At 44.9% G+C, this 20,605-nt stretch carries 17 protein-coding genes; 5 read left to right on the top strand and 12 right to left on the bottom strand.

The window, feature by feature from the left end; translation table 11 throughout:
- Positions 1 to 144: 144 nt before the first annotated feature.
- On the top strand, positions 145 to 549 hold the full coding sequence (locus tag QUB37_RS25245) for an NIL domain-containing protein (RefSeq protein WP_190741019.1): 405 nt from the start codon (positions 145 to 147) through the stop codon (positions 547 to 549).
- Positions 550 to 614: 65 nt separating this feature from the next.
- Positions 615 to 1,058 carry a hypothetical protein gene (locus tag QUB37_RS25240; RefSeq protein WP_333167376.1) on the top strand — a complete coding sequence of 148 codons (444 nt, stop codon included), beginning with the start codon at positions 615 to 617 and terminating at the stop codon, positions 1,056 to 1,058.
- Between the two features lie 101 nt (positions 1,059 to 1,159).
- Here QUB37_RS25240 and QUB37_RS25235 read toward each other — a convergent pair whose 3' ends face one another.
- The 6 genes from QUB37_RS25235 to QUB37_RS25210 all read right to left on the bottom strand — a co-directional run bounded on the left by QUB37_RS25235 (position 1,160) and on the right by QUB37_RS25210 (position 7,492).
- A complete protein-coding gene (locus tag QUB37_RS25235) occupies positions 1,160 to 1,291 on the bottom strand; it encodes a hypothetical protein (protein ID WP_333167374.1) in 132 nt (43 codons plus the stop codon).
- 725 nt (positions 1,292 to 2,016) lie between these two features.
- On the bottom strand, positions 2,017 to 2,568 hold the full coding sequence (locus QUB37_RS25230) for a shikimate kinase (protein WP_333167372.1): 552 nt from the start codon (positions 2,566 to 2,568) through the stop codon (positions 2,017 to 2,019).
- Between the two features lie 22 nt (positions 2,569 to 2,590).
- Positions 2,591 to 3,475 carry a LapA family protein gene (locus QUB37_RS25225; protein WP_333167369.1) on the bottom strand — a complete coding sequence of 295 codons (885 nt, stop codon included), beginning with the start codon at positions 3,473 to 3,475 and terminating at the stop codon, positions 2,591 to 2,593.
- A gap of 115 nt (positions 3,476 to 3,590) precedes the next feature.
- On the bottom strand, positions 3,591 to 4,214 hold the full coding sequence (locus QUB37_RS25220) for a flavin prenyltransferase UbiX (RefSeq protein WP_333167368.1): 624 nt from the start codon (positions 4,212 to 4,214) through the stop codon (positions 3,591 to 3,593).
- Positions 4,215 to 4,631: 417 nt separating this feature from the next.
- Entirely contained in the window at positions 4,632 to 6,998 is a 2,367-nt protein-coding gene (locus QUB37_RS25215; RefSeq protein WP_333167403.1) for a ribonuclease R family protein, read from the bottom strand.
- Between the two features lie 245 nt (positions 6,999 to 7,243).
- Positions 7,244 to 7,492 (bottom strand): hypothetical protein, encoded by a 249-nt coding sequence (locus tag QUB37_RS25210; protein ID WP_242718600.1) that lies wholly within the window; start codon positions 7,490 to 7,492, stop codon positions 7,244 to 7,246.
- A 385-nt stretch (positions 7,493 to 7,877) separates the two neighbouring features.
- Between QUB37_RS25210 and QUB37_RS25205 the strand changes: the two genes are divergently transcribed.
- Positions 7,878 to 8,876, top strand: coding sequence for a hypothetical protein (locus tag QUB37_RS25205; protein ID WP_333167363.1), 999 nt, complete (start codon positions 7,878 to 7,880; stop codon positions 8,874 to 8,876).
- Positions 8,877 to 9,089: 213 nt separating this feature from the next.
- Here the strand turns inward: QUB37_RS25205 and clpP are convergent, their stop codons facing one another.
- Positions 9,090 to 9,698 carry an ATP-dependent Clp endopeptidase proteolytic subunit ClpP gene (gene clpP, locus QUB37_RS25200; RefSeq protein ID WP_006635758.1) on the bottom strand — a complete coding sequence of 203 codons (609 nt, stop codon included), beginning with the start codon at positions 9,696 to 9,698 and terminating at the stop codon, positions 9,090 to 9,092.
- Positions 9,699 to 9,769: 71 nt separating this feature from the next.
- Between clpP and QUB37_RS25195 the strand changes: the two genes are divergently transcribed.
- Entirely contained in the window at positions 9,770 to 9,970 is a 201-nt protein-coding gene (locus QUB37_RS25195; protein WP_333167361.1) for a hypothetical protein, read from the top strand.
- A gap of 2 nt (positions 9,971 to 9,972) precedes the next feature.
- On the opposite strand, the gene QUB37_RS25190 is transcribed toward QUB37_RS25195, so the two are convergent.
- The 5 genes from QUB37_RS25190 to QUB37_RS25170 all read right to left on the bottom strand — a co-directional run bounded on the left by QUB37_RS25190 (position 9,973) and on the right by QUB37_RS25170 (position 19,710).
- A complete protein-coding gene (locus QUB37_RS25190; RefSeq protein WP_333167402.1) occupies positions 9,973 to 10,059 on the bottom strand; it encodes a hypothetical protein in 87 nt (28 codons plus the stop codon).
- Positions 10,060 to 10,186: 127 nt separating this feature from the next.
- Positions 10,187 to 11,026, bottom strand: coding sequence for a hypothetical protein (locus QUB37_RS25185; RefSeq protein WP_333167359.1), 840 nt, complete (start codon positions 11,024 to 11,026; stop codon positions 10,187 to 10,189).
- 338 nt (positions 11,027 to 11,364) lie between these two features.
- Positions 11,365 to 12,585, bottom strand: coding sequence for a heparan-alpha-glucosaminide N-acetyltransferase domain-containing protein (locus QUB37_RS25180; protein WP_333167357.1), 1,221 nt, complete (start codon positions 12,583 to 12,585; stop codon positions 11,365 to 11,367).
- A 135-nt stretch (positions 12,586 to 12,720) separates the two neighbouring features.
- Positions 12,721 to 14,133, bottom strand: coding sequence for an adenylate/guanylate cyclase domain-containing protein (locus QUB37_RS25175; RefSeq protein WP_333167355.1), 1,413 nt, complete (start codon positions 14,131 to 14,133; stop codon positions 12,721 to 12,723).
- Positions 14,134 to 14,181: 48 nt separating this feature from the next.
- Positions 14,182 to 19,710 (bottom strand): ATP-binding sensor histidine kinase, encoded by a 5,529-nt coding sequence (locus QUB37_RS25170; RefSeq protein ID WP_333167353.1) that lies wholly within the window; start codon positions 19,708 to 19,710, stop codon positions 14,182 to 14,184.
- Positions 19,711 to 20,076: 366 nt separating this feature from the next.
- Between QUB37_RS25170 and QUB37_RS25165 the strand changes: the two genes are divergently transcribed.
- A complete protein-coding gene (locus QUB37_RS25165; protein ID WP_333167351.1) occupies positions 20,077 to 20,556 on the top strand; it encodes an HAD family hydrolase in 480 nt (159 codons plus the stop codon).
- Positions 20,557 to 20,605 lie beyond the last annotated feature (49 nt).

The following is a 20,605-nucleotide window of genomic DNA, read 5'->3' as shown; positions in this document are numbered from 1 at the left end:
TTTAAATAATAGATTCAGATTATACCACATTTTGAGATAATCAGACCCATATCATAAAAATTTGTACTAAAAGCAGTAATTAGACCAAGTGCGCTAAAACAGAAGATAACAAAGATTGTTTGTAAATTACCGAGGACTTGCAGGGTGAAAAAACGGGTAACACTGACGTTTCCCCAACGATCGATCCAAATGCCTGTCACCTATCGACTGGCAAAGGATTTTAATGTTGCAGCGAACATTATCCGTGCTCAGGTGGCTCCCAATCAAGTGGGCAAACTGGTGCTAGAGTTATCAGGGGACATCGACCAACTAGAAGCGGCGATCGACTGGATGCGATCGCAAAACATAGGCGTTTCCCTAGCCAGTCGGGAAATACTCATAGACGAAGATATCTGCGTTGACTGCGGTTTGTGTACGGGGGTTTGTCCGACAGAAGCCTTGACCCTTGACCCAGAAAGCTTTAAACTAAGTTTTGCTCGATCGCGGTGTATCGTTTGCGAGCAGTGCATCCCTACCTGTCCGGTGCAAGCTATTTCTACTAACCTCTAGCCCCTGTAAAAACTCCTCTGGATCATGATCTTTTTTTTGCAGGATTCTCCTAATTTTGCCATTGGATGAAAAAAAACTCTTGGGTTTCCCTAATTCTACTTTTTGTTACTTATTTCACTTTGGGCTGGAAATTATCTGAGTTTGATGTTCCCCCGCACCTGACTTGGTTTCTAGCCATAGCTTCAATTTTAGTGTTGGCTGTCGCCTTATCGTTCCCTTTGAGAGACATAAAAGCCTTAATTGTGCGGTGGTTTTCAAGTGATATCGGTGCTTTTCTTTCTATTATTGTAGGAGCTTTTGTGGCAGTGGTAGTTTTTACCTGGATGCACCTTTTTGCTACTTGTTTACTCTTGATTTCAGCCGGAGCTTTGGCAAGACTCGATATTCAAATATCTGGTTGGAAAGATTGGCGGGCTTTTGCGCTATTAGCTACCATTTCTTTAGCAGGTGTGGGACTGGGTGGAGCGATCGAGTTTTGGTCAAAGACAGGCAGGCTCGTATTCTCTTAATTGAGAACGGGAAATTCATCCAACCAAATTCTATAATTCGCAACGGATATTTAGCCGAAAACTATCAGATCGCCCATCAATGAAATACAGCTTATTTTTGTTCAATCCCCCACCCCCGGATTAATGCCCCGTTCCGCGCCGTAATCATAGCAATTTTCCAGCCTCGTGAGGTAAAGCTTCTCAATTGCCGATTCCCCGTTGCGCGTTACTAATTCCCAATTACTAATTACCAATTACCACTTACCGACAAACCTGGAGTAGAAGTGAAAACCCCTAGGGCAGTATTGAACTGTAGCGACTGTTGCTCAAAATGTTATTGCCAAGAGCCCGCAAGTCCCGCAGCCAAAAACTTATCGCAATAAAAAAGCAGCTTTAGGGAGCTGCTAGTCAGAATGCATGAGGTATTGTTTTTAGAATAGGACAGGTTGAATTAGATCGGTGCTGGGTTACATTTTTTGATACGGGAGAGTTGATGAGTGAATGGACGATCGTAAAATCGTCACATAGCAGGGTAGCATTTATGCTAAATTTCCCGACAATCAAGTTAGCGTTTAACTGTCCTTGCGCCCTACAGCCCTTCAGCGGTGGGGCCATTTTATTTTTAGGGAGAACTCAATAGTCGGCTTTAACGCATCAGATGAGTCTGCCATTAGTTCTTGTATAAAATCTCCGCATCGCCACATCCTCATAATTATAAAAGTTACGCATCACATCCAGTCAAACCCGGTGGATTGCAAAATATTCGGTGGTTAAACGGACACACTTAGACAAAAACCAGTATTTTCACCGAAGTCATACGATTTTAGATTTTAGATTTTAGATTTTAGATTTTAGATTTTGGGAATGAGTGATGAAGCTTGTGGTTTGGATCTTGCGTAGGGTCGCATTATTTTTGGGAACTTGTATCAAAAGTCCTCACAAACCTGTTATTTTCTCAGCAACTCGGTTTCTGAATGTATCAATTGAGCTCAGGCCCGGTTTCTGGTTTGATAACTTTTTGGATTTCCTCGATCGCCCTATTCGCCACTGTTTCCGGCCTTTCACCCACACCAGCATACACTCGGACATCTGCTTGAGTGTAGAAACGCTCTCGCTCTTTAAAAAGGCTTTGCAGCTTAGATTTGATCTCGCCCTCCTGCAGAAGGGGTCGAGCGGTGTCCGAACGCAGTCGATCGTACAGTTGATCTACAGGCACATCCAGCCAAACTACTACACCGTAGTGCAAGTAACCCCAATTCATCGATCGCGTCACAATGCCGCCGCCCGTAGCCACGACCGAATTTTGATACGCAGACAACTCACCGAGCACTTTAGTTTCTAGTTCCCGGAAAGCCTCTTCCCCTTCTCGATCGAAAATCTCAGCAATTGACTGATTAGCAACTCGAACAATTAGTTCATCAGTATCAAAAAAACGGTATTTTAATTTTCTTGCCAAAATCCGCCCCACCGTTGTTTTTCCCGCACCCATCATCCCGACAAGATAGATATTTACTCCCCTCAACCCATCCACTGCCACATCCTCCGATATTTTTCTATTTTTTCAGGTTAATCGAGCCGTCACTGGGGCTATCCTCGTCATCAAACTCATCACCCTCATCCAATCCCCAATCATCCTCTGCTTCTGCCAGAGGATTTATTGGTGGTTCATCAGCGGGTTTAGGAATCTCCCCTCCCAGAGGAACCAGCACTCGATACTCCGCATCGTATACAGACTCAGTTTGCCCCACCCCAGACTGGCTCGGATCTCGATAGCCGTAAGAGTATACTGAGCCAGCCCAAGACTTGCTTTTCGGTTCCTGCTGAGCTTCGTAAGCCCGTGCATTTGCCGCTGGAACATCATTTACCTGCGGTTGATCGGGAAAATCGCGATCGTCCCCCCAATCGTCATCACCCCCTTGAGAGCCGGATTTTGAGCCATCTGAGACCCAATCATCCTCATCGTCTGCCGCTGCATAAGTCCCCGGTTGAGCGTAATTCTTCCCCCCATCAGGCTTCGGAGTTTCTTGCAGGAAAGTCCGGGTACTGTAATCCGCCGACGTGCCGTACTCAGTTCGGTAGGAACCAGCAGCCTGAGTTTGGCTATTTTCCCTATTTAGATCGGGGTCAATTTCCAGCTTTCTAGGAGGGGGAGGCGGCGTGTAAGGCGTTCTCATGTCCTCTGGGAAAGTATCGGGACGGCTGCGACTGTCGCGGCCGGTGCGGTCTCGCCTTGGAGATAGATAATTTGAAAAAGCGAGCAAACCAGAAATCAATAAAGACGTGATAGCTCCCACCGCCATGCTCAGCAGAATCCAGATAGATAAAGGCAAAGCAGGCGATCGAACACCCAAAAACACCAGCGATAAAGCCGGCTCCACATTTTGCAGGGCAAAAATAGTTAGCCCTACCACAATTACTAGCAAAAATACAGGTCGCATATTAAAAATATTGGTAATTGGTAATTGCTAATTGCTAATTGGGAATTGCTAATTCAAACTAACAAATCATCAATAACAAATAACAAACTGTCAACTGTCAACTGTCAACTGTCAACTAACTCCCTTCTTCTTCCTTCCAGCGTTTGAGAGGAACGCAATCAATCCCCAACTGGTCTAAAGCGCGAGCTACCACAAAGTCTACCAAATCTTCAATAGTTTGCGGATTGTGATACCAAGCAGGAATCGCTGGTACAATTCTAGCTCCAGCTTCCGCCAAGGTAGTCAAATTCCGCAGGTGGATCAAGCTAAAAGGCGTTTCGCGAGGCACGAGTACCAATTTTCTCCCTTCCTTGAGCTGAACGTCGGCCGCCCTTTCGAGCAAATCCGAGCTCAAGCCAGCCGCCAACTTGCCTAGTGTACTCATGCTACAGGGAATAATCATCATCCCTTGGGTACGAAAGGAGCCACTAGCAATATTAGCACCGACATCTTGCCAGGGATGGCACCGAAGTTTACCCATTGTGGGGACTCCTGCTTGTTCCCGCCAGAATTCCTCTTGTAGCGTCGGTTCTGCGGGCATTCGAGTGTTCTGTTCGCTTTGCCAAACCATGTAAGTAGATTTCGATGCTACCAGTTCGATCGCGCGATCGGCTTCCAACAAATATTTCAATGTTCGCACCGCATAAATCAGTCCCGATGCTCCAGTAACTCCTACGATTAGGGGGTAGTTATTCGTCATTAGTTATTTGTTAGTTGTGGGTTGACTGTTGACTGTTGACTGTTGTTAGTAATTAGTTGTTATATCAAATTTGTTAGCATCAGAATTCTTCCTATATCTCTTTTCGACCTCTGCGTGAATCATCGTCAATCCATTGTTATCTGCGGTTAATACATTCTCTTTTTTTCACCGCAGATATAGGCAAATTAACACAGATTCACGCAGATAAGTTATATAAATTCTGGTTGCACCGTCCGTGATTGTTGACTGTTGGCTGGATTTGACGCCCGACGATGCTATCGGATTTGATATTAGTCCTTAATTATTAATTGATGATTGCTGAGTATAGTTTCCCGCCCACTTCTTAATACTTAGTTGCTAGACAATGACAACTAAGTATTGATAAAAGTTAACAGTCAACTGTCAACTGTCAACAAATTATTCATCATCATCAAAAGCTTGGCTGCCGCCACCAACTGCAACTAAATCAATTTGCTGGCGGTAGTAGTCAACACTTTTGACTTGAACTTCTACCCGATCGCCCAAACGGTACTGATTGCGGTTTTTGCGGCCCACCAGAGTTTGCTGGCGCGATCGATATTCGTACCAGTCATCCTTGAGCGAAGAAACGTGCACCAATCCCTCAACACGCAAAATGTCGCTCTCCGGCGGCCGCACCTCTATTTCCACAAAGAAACCGTAAGACTGCACGCCTGTAATCAAACCCTGGAAAGTTTGCCCGGTGCGTTCTTTCATCAATCCGGTTTTCTTCAATCCCTGCAAATCGCTTTCGGCATCCTCAGCAACTCTTTCGCGTTCGGTTAGGTGTACTACTACCGATGCAAACTCTGTCTCAAATTCGTGGTGCAAATCTGGGGGGAGAACATTCCAAGTAATTTGACCGTGACAGGAAGAATGGTGCAAGTCAACTTTTTCCTTAGCCCGTGTTGTGCGGCTGCTGCGGCCTTGCTCGAACACCGCTTGCAACACCCGCAGCACCAGCAAATCGGCGTAGCGCGAAAGCGGCGAAGTGCAGCGCGTGTAACCCTCTGACAGCCCCAAACCGAAGTGCGGTTTGGGAGTTGTGCTGTAAACAGCGGGCTTCATGGTGTCTTCAAGCAGGTAGGTGAGAACTCTTTCAGACTTCAGGCCGGCAAACTGCTGGGTAAATCGCTGAAAGTCCAAGGGCAAAACTTCTTCTTCGGTTTCGAGATACAGTTCGCCTCCGAGGTTGTTGGAGAGTTTGATGAACTCTTGAATGTCTGCCGGGTCGGGCATCGGCTGGACGCGGTAAATTGCTGGGACTCCCAAGGCTTGCAGGTGGGTGGCGACAGCTTGGTTGGCGAGTACGACCAACTCGGAGACAGCCGACTGAGCGGGGGGAGCCGTTGCAAAAGCTCCTAATTCGCCTTCGTCGTCGAAGTGAGAGTTAGCATCGGGCAAATTTAGTTCAAAAGCTCCTCGCTTGAGCCTTGTCTGTCTGGCAGCCTGTGAAGCGGCACCGAGTTGATCTAGGAAAGGACGGAGGGCGGAGGATAAAGGGTGCTCTTCGGCATCGCCTGGTTCGAGAATTGCTTGAGCTTGCTCGTAGGTGAGGTGGTAGTCAATTTGAATGACGCTGGCTTGAATCTCGTATTCTAGGAGTTCTCCTGATTCATCTAGGGTGAGCAGTATGCTGAAGGTCAGCCGTTCGCTGTCAGGCAGCAGGGAGCAGCGCTCGTTGAGGGTTTCTGGCAGTACGGCGATGATTTTTTCTCCCAGATGGGCGGCCGTGCCTCGCTTGCGGGCTTCGCGGTCGATCGGGGTTTCTGGCTGCACGTACTCGGCGGCGTCGCTGATGTGGATTCCTATTTGCCAGCGGCCGGGCTTCAGGGTTTCGATCGACAAAGCGCGTTCCACTGGCGGATCGGAGAGGAATGATGTCGGGTCAAACTCGTTTTCGCCTCCTCCTTCGGAGAGATTTTCCTCCGGGGCTTGAGGGGCATCCTTTTCGCTGTTGCTTGTTCCCGGTTCGTTTTTGCTGAAGCTAACAGTCAGAATGTTACGCAAATCTAGGCGTTTTTTGATGTCGGTTTTTTTGACTTTGCTCGGCAAATTTTCGGCTGCTTTGATGACGGCGGCGGGGAACGATCGCGGCAAGTCGTGTTTGCAGCATACGATGTCGAGGTCGTCAGCGGCTTCGGCGTCGGAACCGAGTACCTGTACTACTTTGCCGACTGGGCGATGGGTGCCGAGGGGGTAGCGTTTGACTTCGACGTGTACTAGGTGGTCGATCGCCTCTTGGAGATTTGTGCCATTTGCGAGCAAGTCTAGTTCAAACAACAGGCGATCGTCCAGGGGGATTGCTCTGTAGCTGACGCGGCCGGTGGGGGTGGCGGTTTGCTTGACTCGCGCTAGTACCGAGGGGTTGGCGCGTTCGAGGATGAGCATGACTTCGCCTTCGGGCGATCGGCGGCGGCTACCTTCTTTGATGATTTTGACTAAGACTCGATCGCCATTCCAAGCTGTCGAGAGATGACTTTCCCGCACATAAACGTCTTCTGAGCCTTCGGCGTCTTGAATTGCAAAGCAAAATCCTTTGCTCGAACAACGAAGTTTTGCTTCTACTACGTCGTCTTCAGCTACTCGGCGATATCGGCCTTTGTCCTTGACTAATATGCCAATTTTCTCTAGGGCTTCTAATGCGATTTGAAGTTTGAGTTGACTGGTGGCGTCGTTGCAGTCGAGTTTTTTCTCCAATGCTTTAGGAGCCACTAATTTGTCTTCTGTAAAATTTGCCAGCAGTGCAGCGATAGAAAATTCCATGTAGCGATCGATCCTCTTGTTTCCAGCAATTAGTCTAAATTTGGGCGAAATCAGCCGCGCCCCCTCGGGCACTCGTAGTGCCTGCTTCCCAACAAATGCGCGGGTTGATAGGTGGAGACGCGAGCACAGCCACCTTGTTTCATCGCGAGGTTTTTTTGAGATTCTCTCCCGACACCGGCTTGGTGCTAATTGTCTGCTGTCTGTCTTTAACTGACTGCTGACGGTGCAGACAACTGTCCCGCACGCTATTCCCCAATACAATTTTTTAGCGTTGGTTTGTTTGCTTTTAGGTCAGCAGCGCCGAGCACTTCGCGAATTAGAAAGCCCCTGTCGGTTCTTAAAAGATGGCTCGATACTGAAAGCGACGGCTTGAGTCGAGGATGAGCCGATGGAGGGATGGAGAGGGATAAAATTTGCATTTCTTCCTTCTGCCTTGTTCCTTCTGCCTTGTTCCTTCTTCCTTTTGAAGTGCCTCTTGCTTCTTGCTTTAGCAAAGAATTTACCGGATCTTTAAGGCAAAATTGCTAGTAGCTCGCTGCTGCGATGCCCCTGTTTTTTTGCACGCGATCGGCCCTTGCGGACAGAGGTGCAACGAGCGGGTCGGGAACAATCTGTGCTGTAGAAAGTGCAGGTACGCAAACCGGAGACTTTTACTACTTTTGCTTAGTTGCTGTGTCATCTCCTATAGGTAGAAATGACGCCCGATGCTTGTTAGCTTAAACCGCTGGATGTGGGATGGGGTTTAGTGGCGTGAAAGGTTGCGCGGATGACTCACCTTTAATTTATTGTATGTTGAATAGGTGCTTTCAGAAAATTGTTTTCTCAGGGCTGTACTACACTTAAGTCATAAGCCCCTTCTGGTTTCGGGGTCAAAAAATTATGTTTGCTGAATTTCGCGCCCTTTATCCCGCTGGACAGTTAATTTGTGAGTTGCTGACTGTTCATCACGGTAAGTTTGTTGTTCGCTGTCTGGTTCAGGTTGACGGCAAAACTCTGGCTACGGCTATGTCGGCTGCTGAGTCTGTTGAGGATGCTGAAGACCGCGCCCGGTTGCGAGCGATCGCTATCCTCGGATTTGCTGCGCCCGATCGTGCGATCGCGACTGTTGATCCGGCTCCGGTTGCTCCGGTTGCTCCGGTTGCTTCGGTTGCTGCTGTTCCCCCTCCTCCTGCCGTTTCCCCGGCTGCTGCTGTTCCCCCTCCCCCTCCTCCTGCGGTTCCGGTTCCTGTTGGGCCGACAAGTGTTCCTCTTCCGGTTCTAGAAATGCCTGTTGCCGACGAAGTGCCTGATACACATCAAAGCAATTTTGTCAAGACTGAAGCGAAATTAAATGAAGAGCCGATCGCACCTGTACCGGAACCGTTGCCGCCAACGGTCGATCGGACGGAGGCTACTGGATTTGTACCGAAGCAGTTAGACTCGGACGCTTGGCTTTCTTCTAGCTACGGCGAACCGATCACGGAACTGGAGATGCCGACTTCTAGCCAAAGTGAACTGCTACAGGGTGCCGCCGAAGTCAGGGAATTGCAACCGATCGCAGTGGGAATCCCCAGCGATTCGATCGAGGATAATTCTGATACGATCGCCCAAATAGACGCCATCCTCAAACGGCTGCGATGGAAAAAACCACAGGAAACCCAGTGTCTGGAACACAATTACGGCAAGTCGTCGCAGAGAGAGCTTTCTAGCGAAGAGTTAGTAGATTTCCTAGAATATCTGGAAATCTATAGCAGAACCACTGAGGAAATCCAGCGGCTGGGCTGGACTGCCAACCAAGGAAAAGATCATCTCAAACAAGCTTATGGCAAAGAAGCGCGCCATTTCTTAAATCAAGTAGAATTGCTCGACTTCCTGCAATATCTCGAATCTTTGCCCTAGTAATTATGTAGGGTTTCTAGGTGTGATGTTTTGGAGAAAAAGCTACATATAGCAGTTTTCAAGTGTATGAAATACAGTAAGGACTTAACTATGATGCCGTATCATGCGCCCCCGCACCTGTAATTCACTCGCCTGAAAACTGCTATATGACTGTTAAAAATTAAAAATCAAAAATGAAGAATATTTCCTCATTTTTGATTTTTAACTTTTCATTTAGACGACAGCGGCGATCGGGCGGCTGGCGGAAGGACGGCGATCGATCACTTGATCTACTAATCCGTAGTCCTTTGCTTCTTCAGCCGACATGAAGAAATCCCGTTCGGTATCTTCTTCAATGCGGGAAAGCGGCTGACCGGTATGGTTGGCAAGATGTTCGTTCAGGCGGCGTTTGTGGTACAAAATTTCTTTTGCCTGAATTTCAATATCGGTTGCTTGTCCTTGAGCTCCGCCTAGAGGTTGGTGGATCATAATCCGGGAGTGAGGCAAACTCATCCGCTTGCCTTTAGCGCCGGCACTCAACAGAAAAGCACCCATGCTGGCTGCTAAACCGAGACAAATAGTGCAAATGTCGGGGCGGATGTGGTTCATCGTGTCAAAAATGCCCATACCTGCTGTTACCGAACCCCCTGGGGAGTTGATATAGAGGTAAATATCTTTCTCCGGGTCTTCGGCGTCTAAAAATAGCAATTGGGCAACGATCAGGTTAGCCAAGTCTGAGTCAACCTGTTGGCCCAAGAAGACGATGCGATCGCGCAGGAGTCGCGAGTAAATGTCAAAGGCGCGTTCGCCGCGACCGGATTGTTCTATAACTGTTGGGATCATTGACGCCTGCCTGCCTATTACGTATCTTTTTTTAATTTTAGCGATTAGGGCTCAGTTATAGTTAGCGATCGGTGGCGGGCGATCGAGAAATCGGCAAAATCCTTGAACTGGGCGGGGTTGGGGCGGTAATTTGTGGAATTTGTGGCGGGGGTGCGATCGGATTTCCGATCCAAGGGCGATCGAGGTTGAGGAAGCGGACATCAATAAACGTTAAATGTTGTTATGTGGCGATCTTATCATTGCGAGAACTTCCATCGCTCGATCGCGACTGACACTAGAAAAATGGTCTAGAAACTCCGCAGGGCGAATCACCAGCTTCGAGACAATCAAGCACAGTCTTCATCGGGACGCGAGTGCTGATAAAGACAGGAGTTCCCCCTAAAATGTCGGGGTCGCTATGAATGATAGTAGCTGCCTATTGCAAAGAAAAGGTTGTGACATCAAGACAATCTTCCTCACTCCAGGTATCACTTTGCTCGAACGATCTGTTAGTTTCCATCGCTAAATCCCCACTGGAATTCCATCGCATGAATCTTTTCTATCAAAGCTGAAACTTTAACGGGTGAATTATCAGGTACTAAATCGCGATCGAGTATTTGTTGAGCCGTTGCAAGATTTTCACTACCCATAGCATCACTCGTATGAAACACGAGACAATTCACTTGACTAAGACGAGCCGACAGGAGTTGCAAAAGAGCCATCAGGACACGATCGCCACCGTAAGCTCCGCATCCCCAAAACCCTGTATGAATAATTAAACTGGGTGCTTTAGAAAACTGTAAATGTGACTCAATTCGTGCTGCTGAAAATGCAGTAAAGGCTGTTTTCAGGATGTATTCAATTTCTGCACTGCTATAAGAACCCTCGCCATAGGAAGGAGCTTCTATCGCAATGATGTTTGTGATTGTAGGCGGGTTTAGAGGTTTTGTAGCTTGTCTGATAGTATCTGATGTAGCTCGTCCAAAGTTGTTGCCGTAAAGACCAAAAGGTCGCCCTTGTTCTGGATTGCGATCGGTAGAAATTGCACACCTCCGTTCCACCCCACGAATCAGAATCGGTGTAGGTTGTTCGCTCTCAACTGTCAATGGCTTAATGTTAGAATCTAGTAAAGCTTCTCGCAGTGAACTGAGTGATGGATGTTCAGCTACCTGCATTTCATCTTGGGCAAATAGCGAACCACCATAAGCACAAAAAAGATCGTGATGAGCGAAATTGAGATACCACTCCATCTGAGTGCTATTTTGGGATGGCTCGTACTCAAAATATCCCTTTCGCTCAGAAAGATCGGTCTGATGTTCGAGAGGAGAAAAATATTCGGGAAGTGGCATTGCATACCATCGGGAAAACGCTAATTGACCCCGATGAGTGCATCCAGGTGGACAACAAATGTCATAAACGAGCTTCTTATTAGGGTGGTAAAATTTTGGTGGGTGAGAATTCATCAGAGCTTGTGTATCAAATGTCTGCCTACTGATCAAGCTATCTAAGAAGTCGTTCATTGCTCTCTCCCTTCCAACATTGAAACACTTTTTTCAAACGTTAACCGCTAAAGGCTTTGGATGTCAAGACCGACTAGCTCTTAGATACCGGACTTCTTCAAGAAGTCCGGTATCTGGGGTATCTGGTTATTCTGTTTTTTTAAGCAGGCTTACTTATTGCTCACTACTCAAATTTTAATCGCCCAACTTCGGCGGTACATTCCATACAAAATTAACCACCAAAATAATACCGCAGTCACGGCAAATGCTAGGGAACCATTCAGCGGCCCCGCCCACGGCAAAAACCAGTTTTCATAAATCCAAGTGTAAGCGGTAGGAGCATTTTCACCCGTACCGATATGGGTTTTTAATAGTATTCTGGCAACTATACCGGAAGCAACAAACAGGAAAATTGCATTCAATCCCATAATTTCAAACGGTCTCCCCCATTTCCAATCCCGCACTTCTATTGTTTCGTAGCAAAATGCTAGCAATAGCAAGGCCCAACCAGCAGTAAAAACTACATAAGAACTTGTCCAAAGTTGTTTGTTGATCGGAAATAAAAAACCCCACAAACGGCCGATTACTACGCAACGAAACCCCCAGATTGCTAAGTTTAAACTGGTACGGGTTTTGATAGGCTGCACGCGCAGCCATTCTCCGGTAAAATAGCCGATCAGGACTGTGACAACTGCGGGTAAGGTACTCAACAATCCTTCTGGATCGAAGGGGCCGCCTTTGTACAGGTGTTGGCTACCGAGAATTAGCCGATCGACATATCCCCCTAAATTGCCTTCTGGCGTGAGTTCGCCGGCAGTGTACCCCCCTACAGCAAATACGGTTAATGCACCCCAATAGCCCAAAAGCACCGCAACAGCGAGCAGTTTTTGATTGCGGGGAGAGAGGTTGAGAATGGCGATCGCACTGATGAAATAAGCTAAGCCGATGCGCTGCAATACTCCCATGATCCGGATTTTACCGAAGTTTTCCACTGGGACGTTGTTGAGAAGTACGTCAAGGGCGATCGAAGATGTATTTAGCAGCAATCCTAATAGAAATAGAATCGCGGCGCGGCGCGCAATTCGCCAGTAAATATTTGAAGAAGGAAGAAGGAAGAAGGAAGAAGGAAGAGGGTTTTTGCCGGATTTAGATTTTTCCTTTGTTTGTGTGATTTTTGAGGTTTCTATTCCGGTTTTTGGATAATTTTGAATATATTTAGACAGCGAGAAAGACATCGCGCAGCCAACGATGAACAAGAAAAACGGAAATACTAAATCTGTCGGGGTGCAGCCGTGCCATTCTGCGTGCTCTAGCGGCGGATACACCTGTTTCCAACTGCCGGGGTTGTTGACTAGAATCATTGAGGCGATCGCAATTCCGCGAAAAACATCAAGAGATTTGAAGCGCATAAATTAAGTTATTTGTTCACTGTTCACTGTTCACTGTTCACTGTTCACTATCTTAGGTGATGCCCATTTCCTAATTCTTTTCGGCCCCATGCCCCATGCCCCATGCCCCATGCCCCATACCCCATGCCCTATTCCCTATATCTCTATTCCTTCCAGAGTCATAATGACTGCATTTTTCATCAACATATCGCAGCGTTCTGCATAAAAAGATGCTGCTTTATCATACTTATTGATTTGCAAAACGCGCAGAAACATTTGCCTTGCTTGCGCGAATTGCTGCTGGTAGTGAAAAAAAATTCCCTGTTCAAAATAAGTTTGAGTTTGTGCTTTTAGTTCGATCATTGTAGGGGAGTCGCCATCGTAAATTTCAAATACAGCAACAGGTGTTTGTTTTCCTTTTACTTGAACGCGATCGAGAAACCGGCACTTGTAATGTTGAGGGTCGTCTATCCGGCAAAGGGTTTGGACGCTAGCTACAATAGCAACTCCATAAAGCTTTGTCAATCCTTCCACGCGGGAAGCTAAATTAACGGCATCAGAAATCACCGTGCTTTCCATTCGTTCCGCTTCGCCAATCGTACCTAACATTAGAGTACCCGTATGCAAACCAATCCCTATCGAAATAGGTTGATAGCCACTGTTTTGCCTGTGTCTGTTATAAATTTTTACTTGCTGCTGCATCTCAATTGCTGCTTGCACAGCATCTTCAGCCCTGTTAGGAAACAAAGCCATAATTCCGTCACCAATATATTTATCTATAAAACCGTTGTACTCGCGGATAACTGGGCCAACTCGGCTTAAGTAAGAGTTAAGAAATTCAAAGTTTTCTCGGGGAGACATACTTTCTGACAGACTTGTAAATGAGCGAATGTCGGCAAACATAATCGTCATTTCTGCTTGTACAGAGTCTCCTAGTCTGGCATCAACGATGCTTTCTCTTTTGAGAAACTTTAAAAATTCACGGGGTACAAAACGGGCTGATGCGGCTGCAATTTTTTCGAGTTCGCTTTTGCTGGATTCGATTTGATTGAGTGATCTAAATGCTCTCAGTGCGGTGACTACTGTGGTAAATAATTTTTTGTTAGTAAGTTCTGTTTTTGTTTTATAATCATTGATATCGTAGCTGACAATTACTACATCTTCTGGTACTTGTCCGGGCTGTCCAGTGCGTAAAATAATTCGCACAATTTGATTATTTAAAATATCGCGGATGTATTTAACTACTTCCAAGCCTGCTTCTTCTGTTTCCATAACTACATCGAGTAAAATCAATGCTATGTCGTAGTTATTCTGGATTATTTCTTTAGCTTCTTTTCCTGAGTAAGCGCTGATAAATGTTATACTCTTACCTTCAAATTTAAAATCGTTTAAGGCTAGTTTAGTAATATTATGAATTTCTATTTCATCATCTACAATTAAGATTTTCCAACTTTCTTCTAGCGGTTTTTCTTCCGCCTCCTCTTCCTCGGCAAATATTAATTCATCGTCCCCCGCCACGATTAATTCGTCATCGCCTGCAGCCAACAGGTTTTTACTAGCTTCTGACATATATCGTTCTCCTATATAAAAATTATATCCATGTTGGCGGTCTAATAACTAACTGCTCATTTTAGCGGGAAATTCAATCATAAATCTTGTTCCTTTATTTACTTGACTTGTGCAGCTAATTGTGCCTTTTAGTTTTTGAGTAACAAGGTTATAAATAATGTGCAGTCCCAATCCCGTGCCTCCCTGACCTCTTTTGGTGGTAAAAAACGGTTCAAAAATTTTACTGAGATTTTCTGGATCAATTCCTTTGCCGTTATCGGCATATTCAAATATTAGCCGATCGCCATCTAGTTTGAAATCAAAAGCCAGAACTCCTTCGTCTTCTCCATCGTAAGCGTGAATTAGGGAATTTAACACCAGATTTGTCACAATTTGACACACTACGCCGGGGTAACTGTCCACTACAATATTTTCATCACACTTAATCTCTATTTTGTGCTTAGTTCTTTTTAGTTTGGCGGTTAAGGATGTCAAAATTTCCTCTAGATAGTTTTTAACATTAAACGTGCGTTTTAACTCGCTCGACTGATCTACAGCTACTTCTTTAAAACTGTGAATCAAGTCCGCTGCTCGCGTGAGGTTAGATAAGATCATATTACTGCTTTGCACGGCGGTATCCAGAAACTTTTCTAACTCAGAACGTTTGATTTGACCGTTACTGTAAACCTCAAAAAACTTTGTGGCTTTTTCAGCAAGCAAGGAGGCGGCGGTGATGCCGATGCCGATTGGAGTATTGATTTCGTGGGCAACACCTGCAACCAACCCTCCGAGGGCAGCCATTTTTTCCGATTCTACCAGTTTATTTTGAGCCGATTTTAAGTCTTCTAAAGTTTGGGAGAGTTCGGAGGTACGCTGCTGTACTAAATCTTCAAGATTCTGATTGAATTGGTGCAAGTTGGCGTAAAGTTGGGCATTTTCGATGGAGATAGAAATTTGAGAAGACAGCAGTTTTAATATTTCTAACCTGTCTTGTGTAAAAGCGCCTGTAGTCAGATTGTTTTCTAAATATAGAATGGCAGTGAGTTGGCCTTGATTAATTAACGGAGTGCAAAGAATTGATTTAGGTTGAACGGCTATTATATAGGGTGTGCGAGTAAATTGTCCTTCGCGGCTGGCATCGTTTAAAACTATACTTTCCTGGGTGCGGGCGACGTAATTCACAACTGCAACTGCCAGCAAAGTTACTTCTCGATCGTTGGCTACAAAATCTATCGGAATTGATTGCCTGACAGTCACGCGATCGACATCTACAGATCCTGATGCTTCAATCACCCATTCACCGTCTTTTTCTAATATTAAAAAGCCTCTTTGCCCCCCGGCATTTTCAATAACAATTTTCATCATTTTTGCCAGCAGTTTGTCTAGAACTATTTCGCCGGCTAAGGTTTGCGATGCTTTAACTGCGGTAGTCAAGTCTAGCACGCCTGCACTGTCGTTCGTAGTGGAAGCGCTGCTGGTAGATTTGTGAGTTTCAATATTAGTTGACATCGAGCCTGAAGTTAGCAAGTGCGAGTATTTCGATTCTAAATGCGCTGCTTTGGCTGTTGCTCCCCAGCGCTGATAGCAATAACGCGCTTCTGTCAAGTAAGTTTTAGAATTTTTTTCTCGTCCTATGGATAGATAAAATGCTCCTGCCAATTCTGCTGCTAGTGCTTGTACTTGTATATATCCGTTTTCTTCGGCTCCTTCAATTGCGCGATCGTAATATTCCATTGCTCTCACAACATTGCCCAAAACACGCGCTTTTTCGGCCGTAAGTAAGTCGCATTTGTGCTGAATATTCATGGGTGCATAAAGCGCTTTTTGTTGCAGTTTTTTCCGGTTACTGACAGCGTAAAAAATATGCTCTTCTTGTTCCTCCTCTGTTGCAGATGGATAGGCTGCTAGGCGGGCTAGAGAATCGTAAAACTGGTATTCAGAAACATTAATAAAGCCTGCAACTCCGTCTAAATATACTTCGGCTTGCGCTGCATTTTCTAGCGCTGTAGCGGTATCTCCAAATAAATACGCTAGTATTAATTTTTGCAAATAAAAGTGCTGTAGTCCCACCCGATCGTTAGCTTTTAACAGCAGCGACAACAATTTTTCTTCGCTGTATGCTTCACCTAATACAAGGTGTGGACTTTCCAATTTTCCCATCAGTTGCAAAATAGTTTGCCGATATATTTGATTCCAAGTCAATACAGTTTCTTGTTTGAGTTGAAACAGCAAATGGTTGTAACTTACCATTCTATGTTCCAGTTGTGGCAATTCTTGACCTATGAAATACAAAGACTGACAAATATTTACGGCTGAATATCCGACACATTCTAAATCCCCATTTTCTAGCGCGCTTTGATAGGAATCCTCTAATAGCGGCAAAGAGTCTTTAACGTGATGTTTGCCGTTCATCAAAATGAATGCTACTAAATTAAGCGTTTTGCTTTTGAATTCTAACGCATTTAATCTATCGCTCAAATTTAAAGCTAATTGACCAAAGCGATCGCCCGATTCAATATCTCTAACTATTCCTTTTAAAATTGCTCCGTAATTAGCATAACCGAAGGCAGAAAAAGTAGAGTTTCCGTAATTAATAGATAAATTAACTTGCTCGCACACAATCAGCGGCAGCAGCACAGGTTCAATTATAAATGTAGCTGACAACATACTGGAAAGCACGCGCATAGTTGCTAATTTGTGCGGATTTGTCATAATCGGCAAGTTAATTAAATCTTCTATTTTTTTGTCGGTTAAATAAGCTGCCGTTTTAGCCAGTGCTTGCTGAATGTGGAGGGGAATCGGCGATTCGGGAAAGTTAATTCCTAACATTTTTAGTGCTTCCCGACCAATTTTTACCGATTCTTGGAGTTTTGTTTGCATCGCACAAGCTATGATTCTGATTTCAAACACTTTGATTTTGTCTAGTTCATTTTTTGCGTGTTGCAGAACAATTTCAGCCCATTTTTCCATTGGTTCAAAGTCGGTATTGAGGTAAGCAGATTCTGCTGCTGACTCGTAGAGTGCAAGAGTCAAGTCGTAGTCAGTTTGCCAACTTTCAGGGGGAAGCAGTTCAATACCTGCGGTTAAATATTTGAGGGCAAGTTCGTAAGCTGCGCTTGCTTTTGCTTTGCGGCCTGCAATTAAATTTAATTGGCATAATTGAAATTTTTCTAATTGGCTGCTGATGATTTCTTTGGCTGAGTTTAGTTGGTTTACAGTCTCAAAAATATGCTCTTCTAATTGCTCTGGCGGTGCATTTTCGAGTAAAAAATTGCCTATCTTGAGATGGATTTCTTGTTTTTGATAATCGGATATTAAAGCATAAGCTGCCTGCTGCACTCGCTCGTGCAAAAATTTGTAAGTTTCGCTAGGAACATCAGATACTGGTAGGGAAAATTTCTCGCTAAAATCTCTAGATATTGTGTCTGTTACTTCTGTACTTGCTGCTAGTGCGATCGGAATTTTGTAGGCGTTATTCACCAGCAAAATCAGACCGGACTTAACTGCCTCACCAAGGTCTGTTGCTGCGATCGCCAGAGGTTTTTCGGCGATTTTCGAGAGAGTTTTTAAATCAAATTTGTTCCCGATACAAGCGGCTAATTTAAGCAGTCCCTGGGTATTATCTGAAAGTTTTTGAATGTTATCTATCATTAATTCTACAACATTGTCAGTTATTCCCATTTCTTGTATTTGTTCGATATCCCACTGCCATTCGCCTGTGATATGGCATTTTTTCACAATTTGTTCTGATATTGGTTGCGCTAATCCCGACAGGTTAGGTTCAGCTAGATCGGTCACATTATTGGAGGGTAAAAATTTAAATTTAATCAATTTTTTTGAGTAAACAAATTTTATTAATTGAGTTAAAAAGAATGGGTTTCCAGCGGTTTTTCGCAAAAGCAATTCTGCTAAACTTAGGGATTTTTCTGGGGCGCAGTTCAAAGTATCGGCAACGAATTGGTTGACGCTGCTTATATCTAAAGGCGAAAGGGCGATCGCCCTCACAGTACCGCCTGCTTTTTTAATTGCTTCGGTGGTCAGCATTAGAGGATGATTTGTATCTACTTCCTGCTCTCTATAAGCTCCAATTATCAATAAATATTGAGTTCCCAGGTCAGTTGCTAGCAGTTCTATTAACTTGAGAGATGCTGAATCGACCCACTGCAAGTCGTCCAGAAAAATTACTAGGGGGTGTTCTTTTTGAGCAAAGACGCGAATGAAGTTTTGAAATACTAAATTAAAGCGATTTTGAGATTCATTTGCTCCTAAATCTGGCACGGGGGGCTGTGGCCCGACAATCAGTTCTACTTCGGGAATAGCTTCAATAATTACTTGGCAGTTGCCACCGAGTGCTTTTAAAATTTTTTGTTTCCAAACATGGATTTCTGCGGCATTTTCTGTGAAAACTTGCCGCAACAAATCTTGAAAAGCTTGGAGCAAAAAAGCGTAGGGAATATCGCGCTTAAATTGCTCAAATTTGCTGTCAATAAAATACCCATTTTCCCGCCGAATCGGCTTGTAAACTTCATATACTAATGACGATTTGCCCACGCCTGCTAAACCCGAAATCAGCACAATTTCTGTATTGCCCCGCCTCATCCGCTGGAAGATACTGAGAAGCATATTAACTTCTGCTTCTCGCCCGTAAAATTTTTGGGAAATTTGCAGGTGATTTGACTGATCTTGCTCGCCGAGGGTTATGTGGGAAATTTTGCCTGTAGTTTGCAGTTGAACGAGACAATTTTCCAAGTCGTACAAAAGTCCGAAAGCACTTTGATACCTGTCTTCGGCTGTTTTTGCTAAGAGTTTTATGACGATATCGGAAACGACTTGAGGAATCTCCTTGGTTCCTACTTGATTGATTCTGCTTTTGATGCTTTTACTTTCTACTTTTTGCTTTCTGTTTTCACAAGGAGAAACTGGCGTTTTGGCAATATGGCAGTGTACTAATTCTATAGGATCGATCGCCTGAAAAGGCAATTCGCCACAAAGCATCTCATAAAAGGTGACGCCTAAAGAATAAAAATCGGTGCGGTAGTCGATCGCCCGATTCATGCGTCCCGTTTGTTCAGGAGACATATAGGCGAGAGTGCCTTCGAGTAAATGGGGGTGGCTGGGGGCGGGGTTTTCGCCCGGTAGCAGGGAGGCGATCGCAAAATCAGCAATCTTGACATCTCCTGTCTCGATATTGACAATAATATTGCTGGGTTTAATATCCTTATGGATGATGTGGTGTTCGTGGAGTTGCCCAATAGTTTCTGCTAGTTTGATGCCAATATGCAGAAATTGTTGTAACTCAAGCTGGTTGTTGCTGAGAAAGTCTTTTAAGGAAATCCCACCAAAATCTTCTAAAACCAAAACAGGAAAGTGATTGTAGGTTTCTATTTTGTAAAGCTTGACTATTCCGGGTAAATTCAAATTTTTAAGAATTTCGGATTCATGCAGCACTTGGGATATTTGCGCTGGGCTAGGGTATGGCGGCGTGAGAGTTTTGAGGATAACGGGTTTTTGTTCCTCAAGCTGCAGACCTCGATAAATAACTGTGTGAGAGTTTGTATAAAGTTCTCCGTCAATGCGGTATCCCGGAATAGAAATCATGATAGTTGGGGGTAATTTCAAAGATGCGGTTATACAATTTTAGATTTTAGATTTTAGATTGGGAATGATTGATGATATAAGGGTTTGGCTCGCGCGCTGAGAGTTGCATTCTTTTTAACCACAAGTATTATTAAGTAAGTGGAAATACATATCGTCTGTCGAGTGCGGTTTTTACGGCAGTAAACTGGCTACTATTCTATAGCTTAACTAAATCCCTCCCGAAAGAGTCCTCCTAGATACTTTTTTTGTCGCTTATTTAGTTATCTATATTTTAGTCTTCAAAAAATCAGAAGTCGCACTTTGCTATCCCGCCAGTGCCAAAATAAACGGGTGCGTGCAAATCAACAGCTAAAATCTAAAAAAATCATGCAGAATATAACTGCCTCAAATCCAGCTCATGCGACCGATCGCGCTTTTGGCACCGCAGACATTCAATTGCTGGTAGTAGACATAGACGGCACGATCGCAGGTTTGTCAAATACCATCCGAGAACCAGTCAAGCAGGCAATTTTGGCTGCCGAGTCGCGGGGAGTGAAAGTAGCCGTCGCTACGGGCAGGATGTACCGCTCAGCTTTGCGTTTTCACCGCGACATCGGCTCAACATTGCCACTGATTTGCTACCAGGGTGCATGGATTCAAGATCACGCTACTCAAAAACGGCTGCGGCACTTGCCGCTGTCGAAAAAAACTGCTCTGCAACTGTTAGATTCTTTTGAAGAAGCGCATTTGCGATCGCTGCTTTCGATCCATTTCTACATTGACGACCAACTTTACGTGCCGGAAATTACCGCAGCTACCCGAATTTATGCCGAACGATCGGGAGTATGTCACTTTTGTAGTGAGTAATTATACTCATGCAGCTTGTCTCTGATTTCCAATTAAGCCATTCAAGTAA

The sequence above is a fragment of the Microcoleus sp. AT3-A2 genome (assembly GCF_036705685.1).
GTDB lineage: Bacteria > Cyanobacteriota > Cyanobacteriia > Cyanobacteriales > Microcoleaceae > Microcoleus.
The sequence above is the reverse complement of the archived record's forward strand: the minus strand, read 5'-3'. Positions and strand labels throughout refer to the sequence as shown.

What these genes read in the sequence shown, in the direction of transcription:
- QUB37_RS25240 (WP_333167376.1), top strand. Translation starts at nt 615, where the DNA reads ATGAAAAAAAACTCTTGGGTTTCCCTAATTCTACTTTTTGTTACTTAT.
- QUB37_RS25225 (WP_333167369.1), bottom strand. Translation starts at nt 3,475, where the DNA reads ATGCGACCTGTATTTTTGCTAGTAATTGTGGTAGGGCTAACTATTTTT.
- QUB37_RS25165 (WP_333167351.1), top strand. Translation starts at nt 20,077, where the DNA reads ATGCAGAATATAACTGCCTCAAATCCAGCTCATGCGACCGATCGCGCT.
- QUB37_RS25180 (WP_333167357.1), bottom strand. Translation starts at nt 12,585, where the DNA reads ATGCGCTTCAAATCTCTTGATGTTTTTCGCGGAATTGCGATCGCCTCA.
- QUB37_RS25185 (WP_333167359.1), bottom strand. Translation starts at nt 11,026, where the DNA reads ATGCCACTTCCCGAATATTTTTCTCCTCTCGAACATCAGACCGATCTT.
- QUB37_RS25205 (WP_333167363.1), top strand. Translation starts at nt 7,878, where the DNA reads ATGTTTGCTGAATTTCGCGCCCTTTATCCCGCTGGACAGTTAATTTGT.
- QUB37_RS25175 (WP_333167355.1), bottom strand. Translation starts at nt 14,133, where the DNA reads ATGTCAGAAGCTAGTAAAAACCTGTTGGCTGCAGGCGATGACGAATTA.
- QUB37_RS25215 (WP_333167403.1), bottom strand. Translation starts at nt 6,998, where the DNA reads ATGGAATTTTCTATCGCTGCACTGCTGGCAAATTTTACAGAAGACAAA.
- clpP (WP_006635758.1), bottom strand. Translation starts at nt 9,698, where the DNA reads ATGATCCCAACAGTTATAGAACAATCCGGTCGCGGCGAACGCGCCTTT.
- QUB37_RS25220 (WP_333167368.1), bottom strand. Translation starts at nt 4,214, where the DNA reads ATGACGAATAACTACCCCCTAATCGTAGGAGTTACTGGAGCATCGGGA.
- QUB37_RS25170 (WP_333167353.1), bottom strand. Translation starts at nt 19,710, where the DNA reads ATGATTTCTATTCCGGGATACCGCATTGACGGAGAACTTTATACAAAC.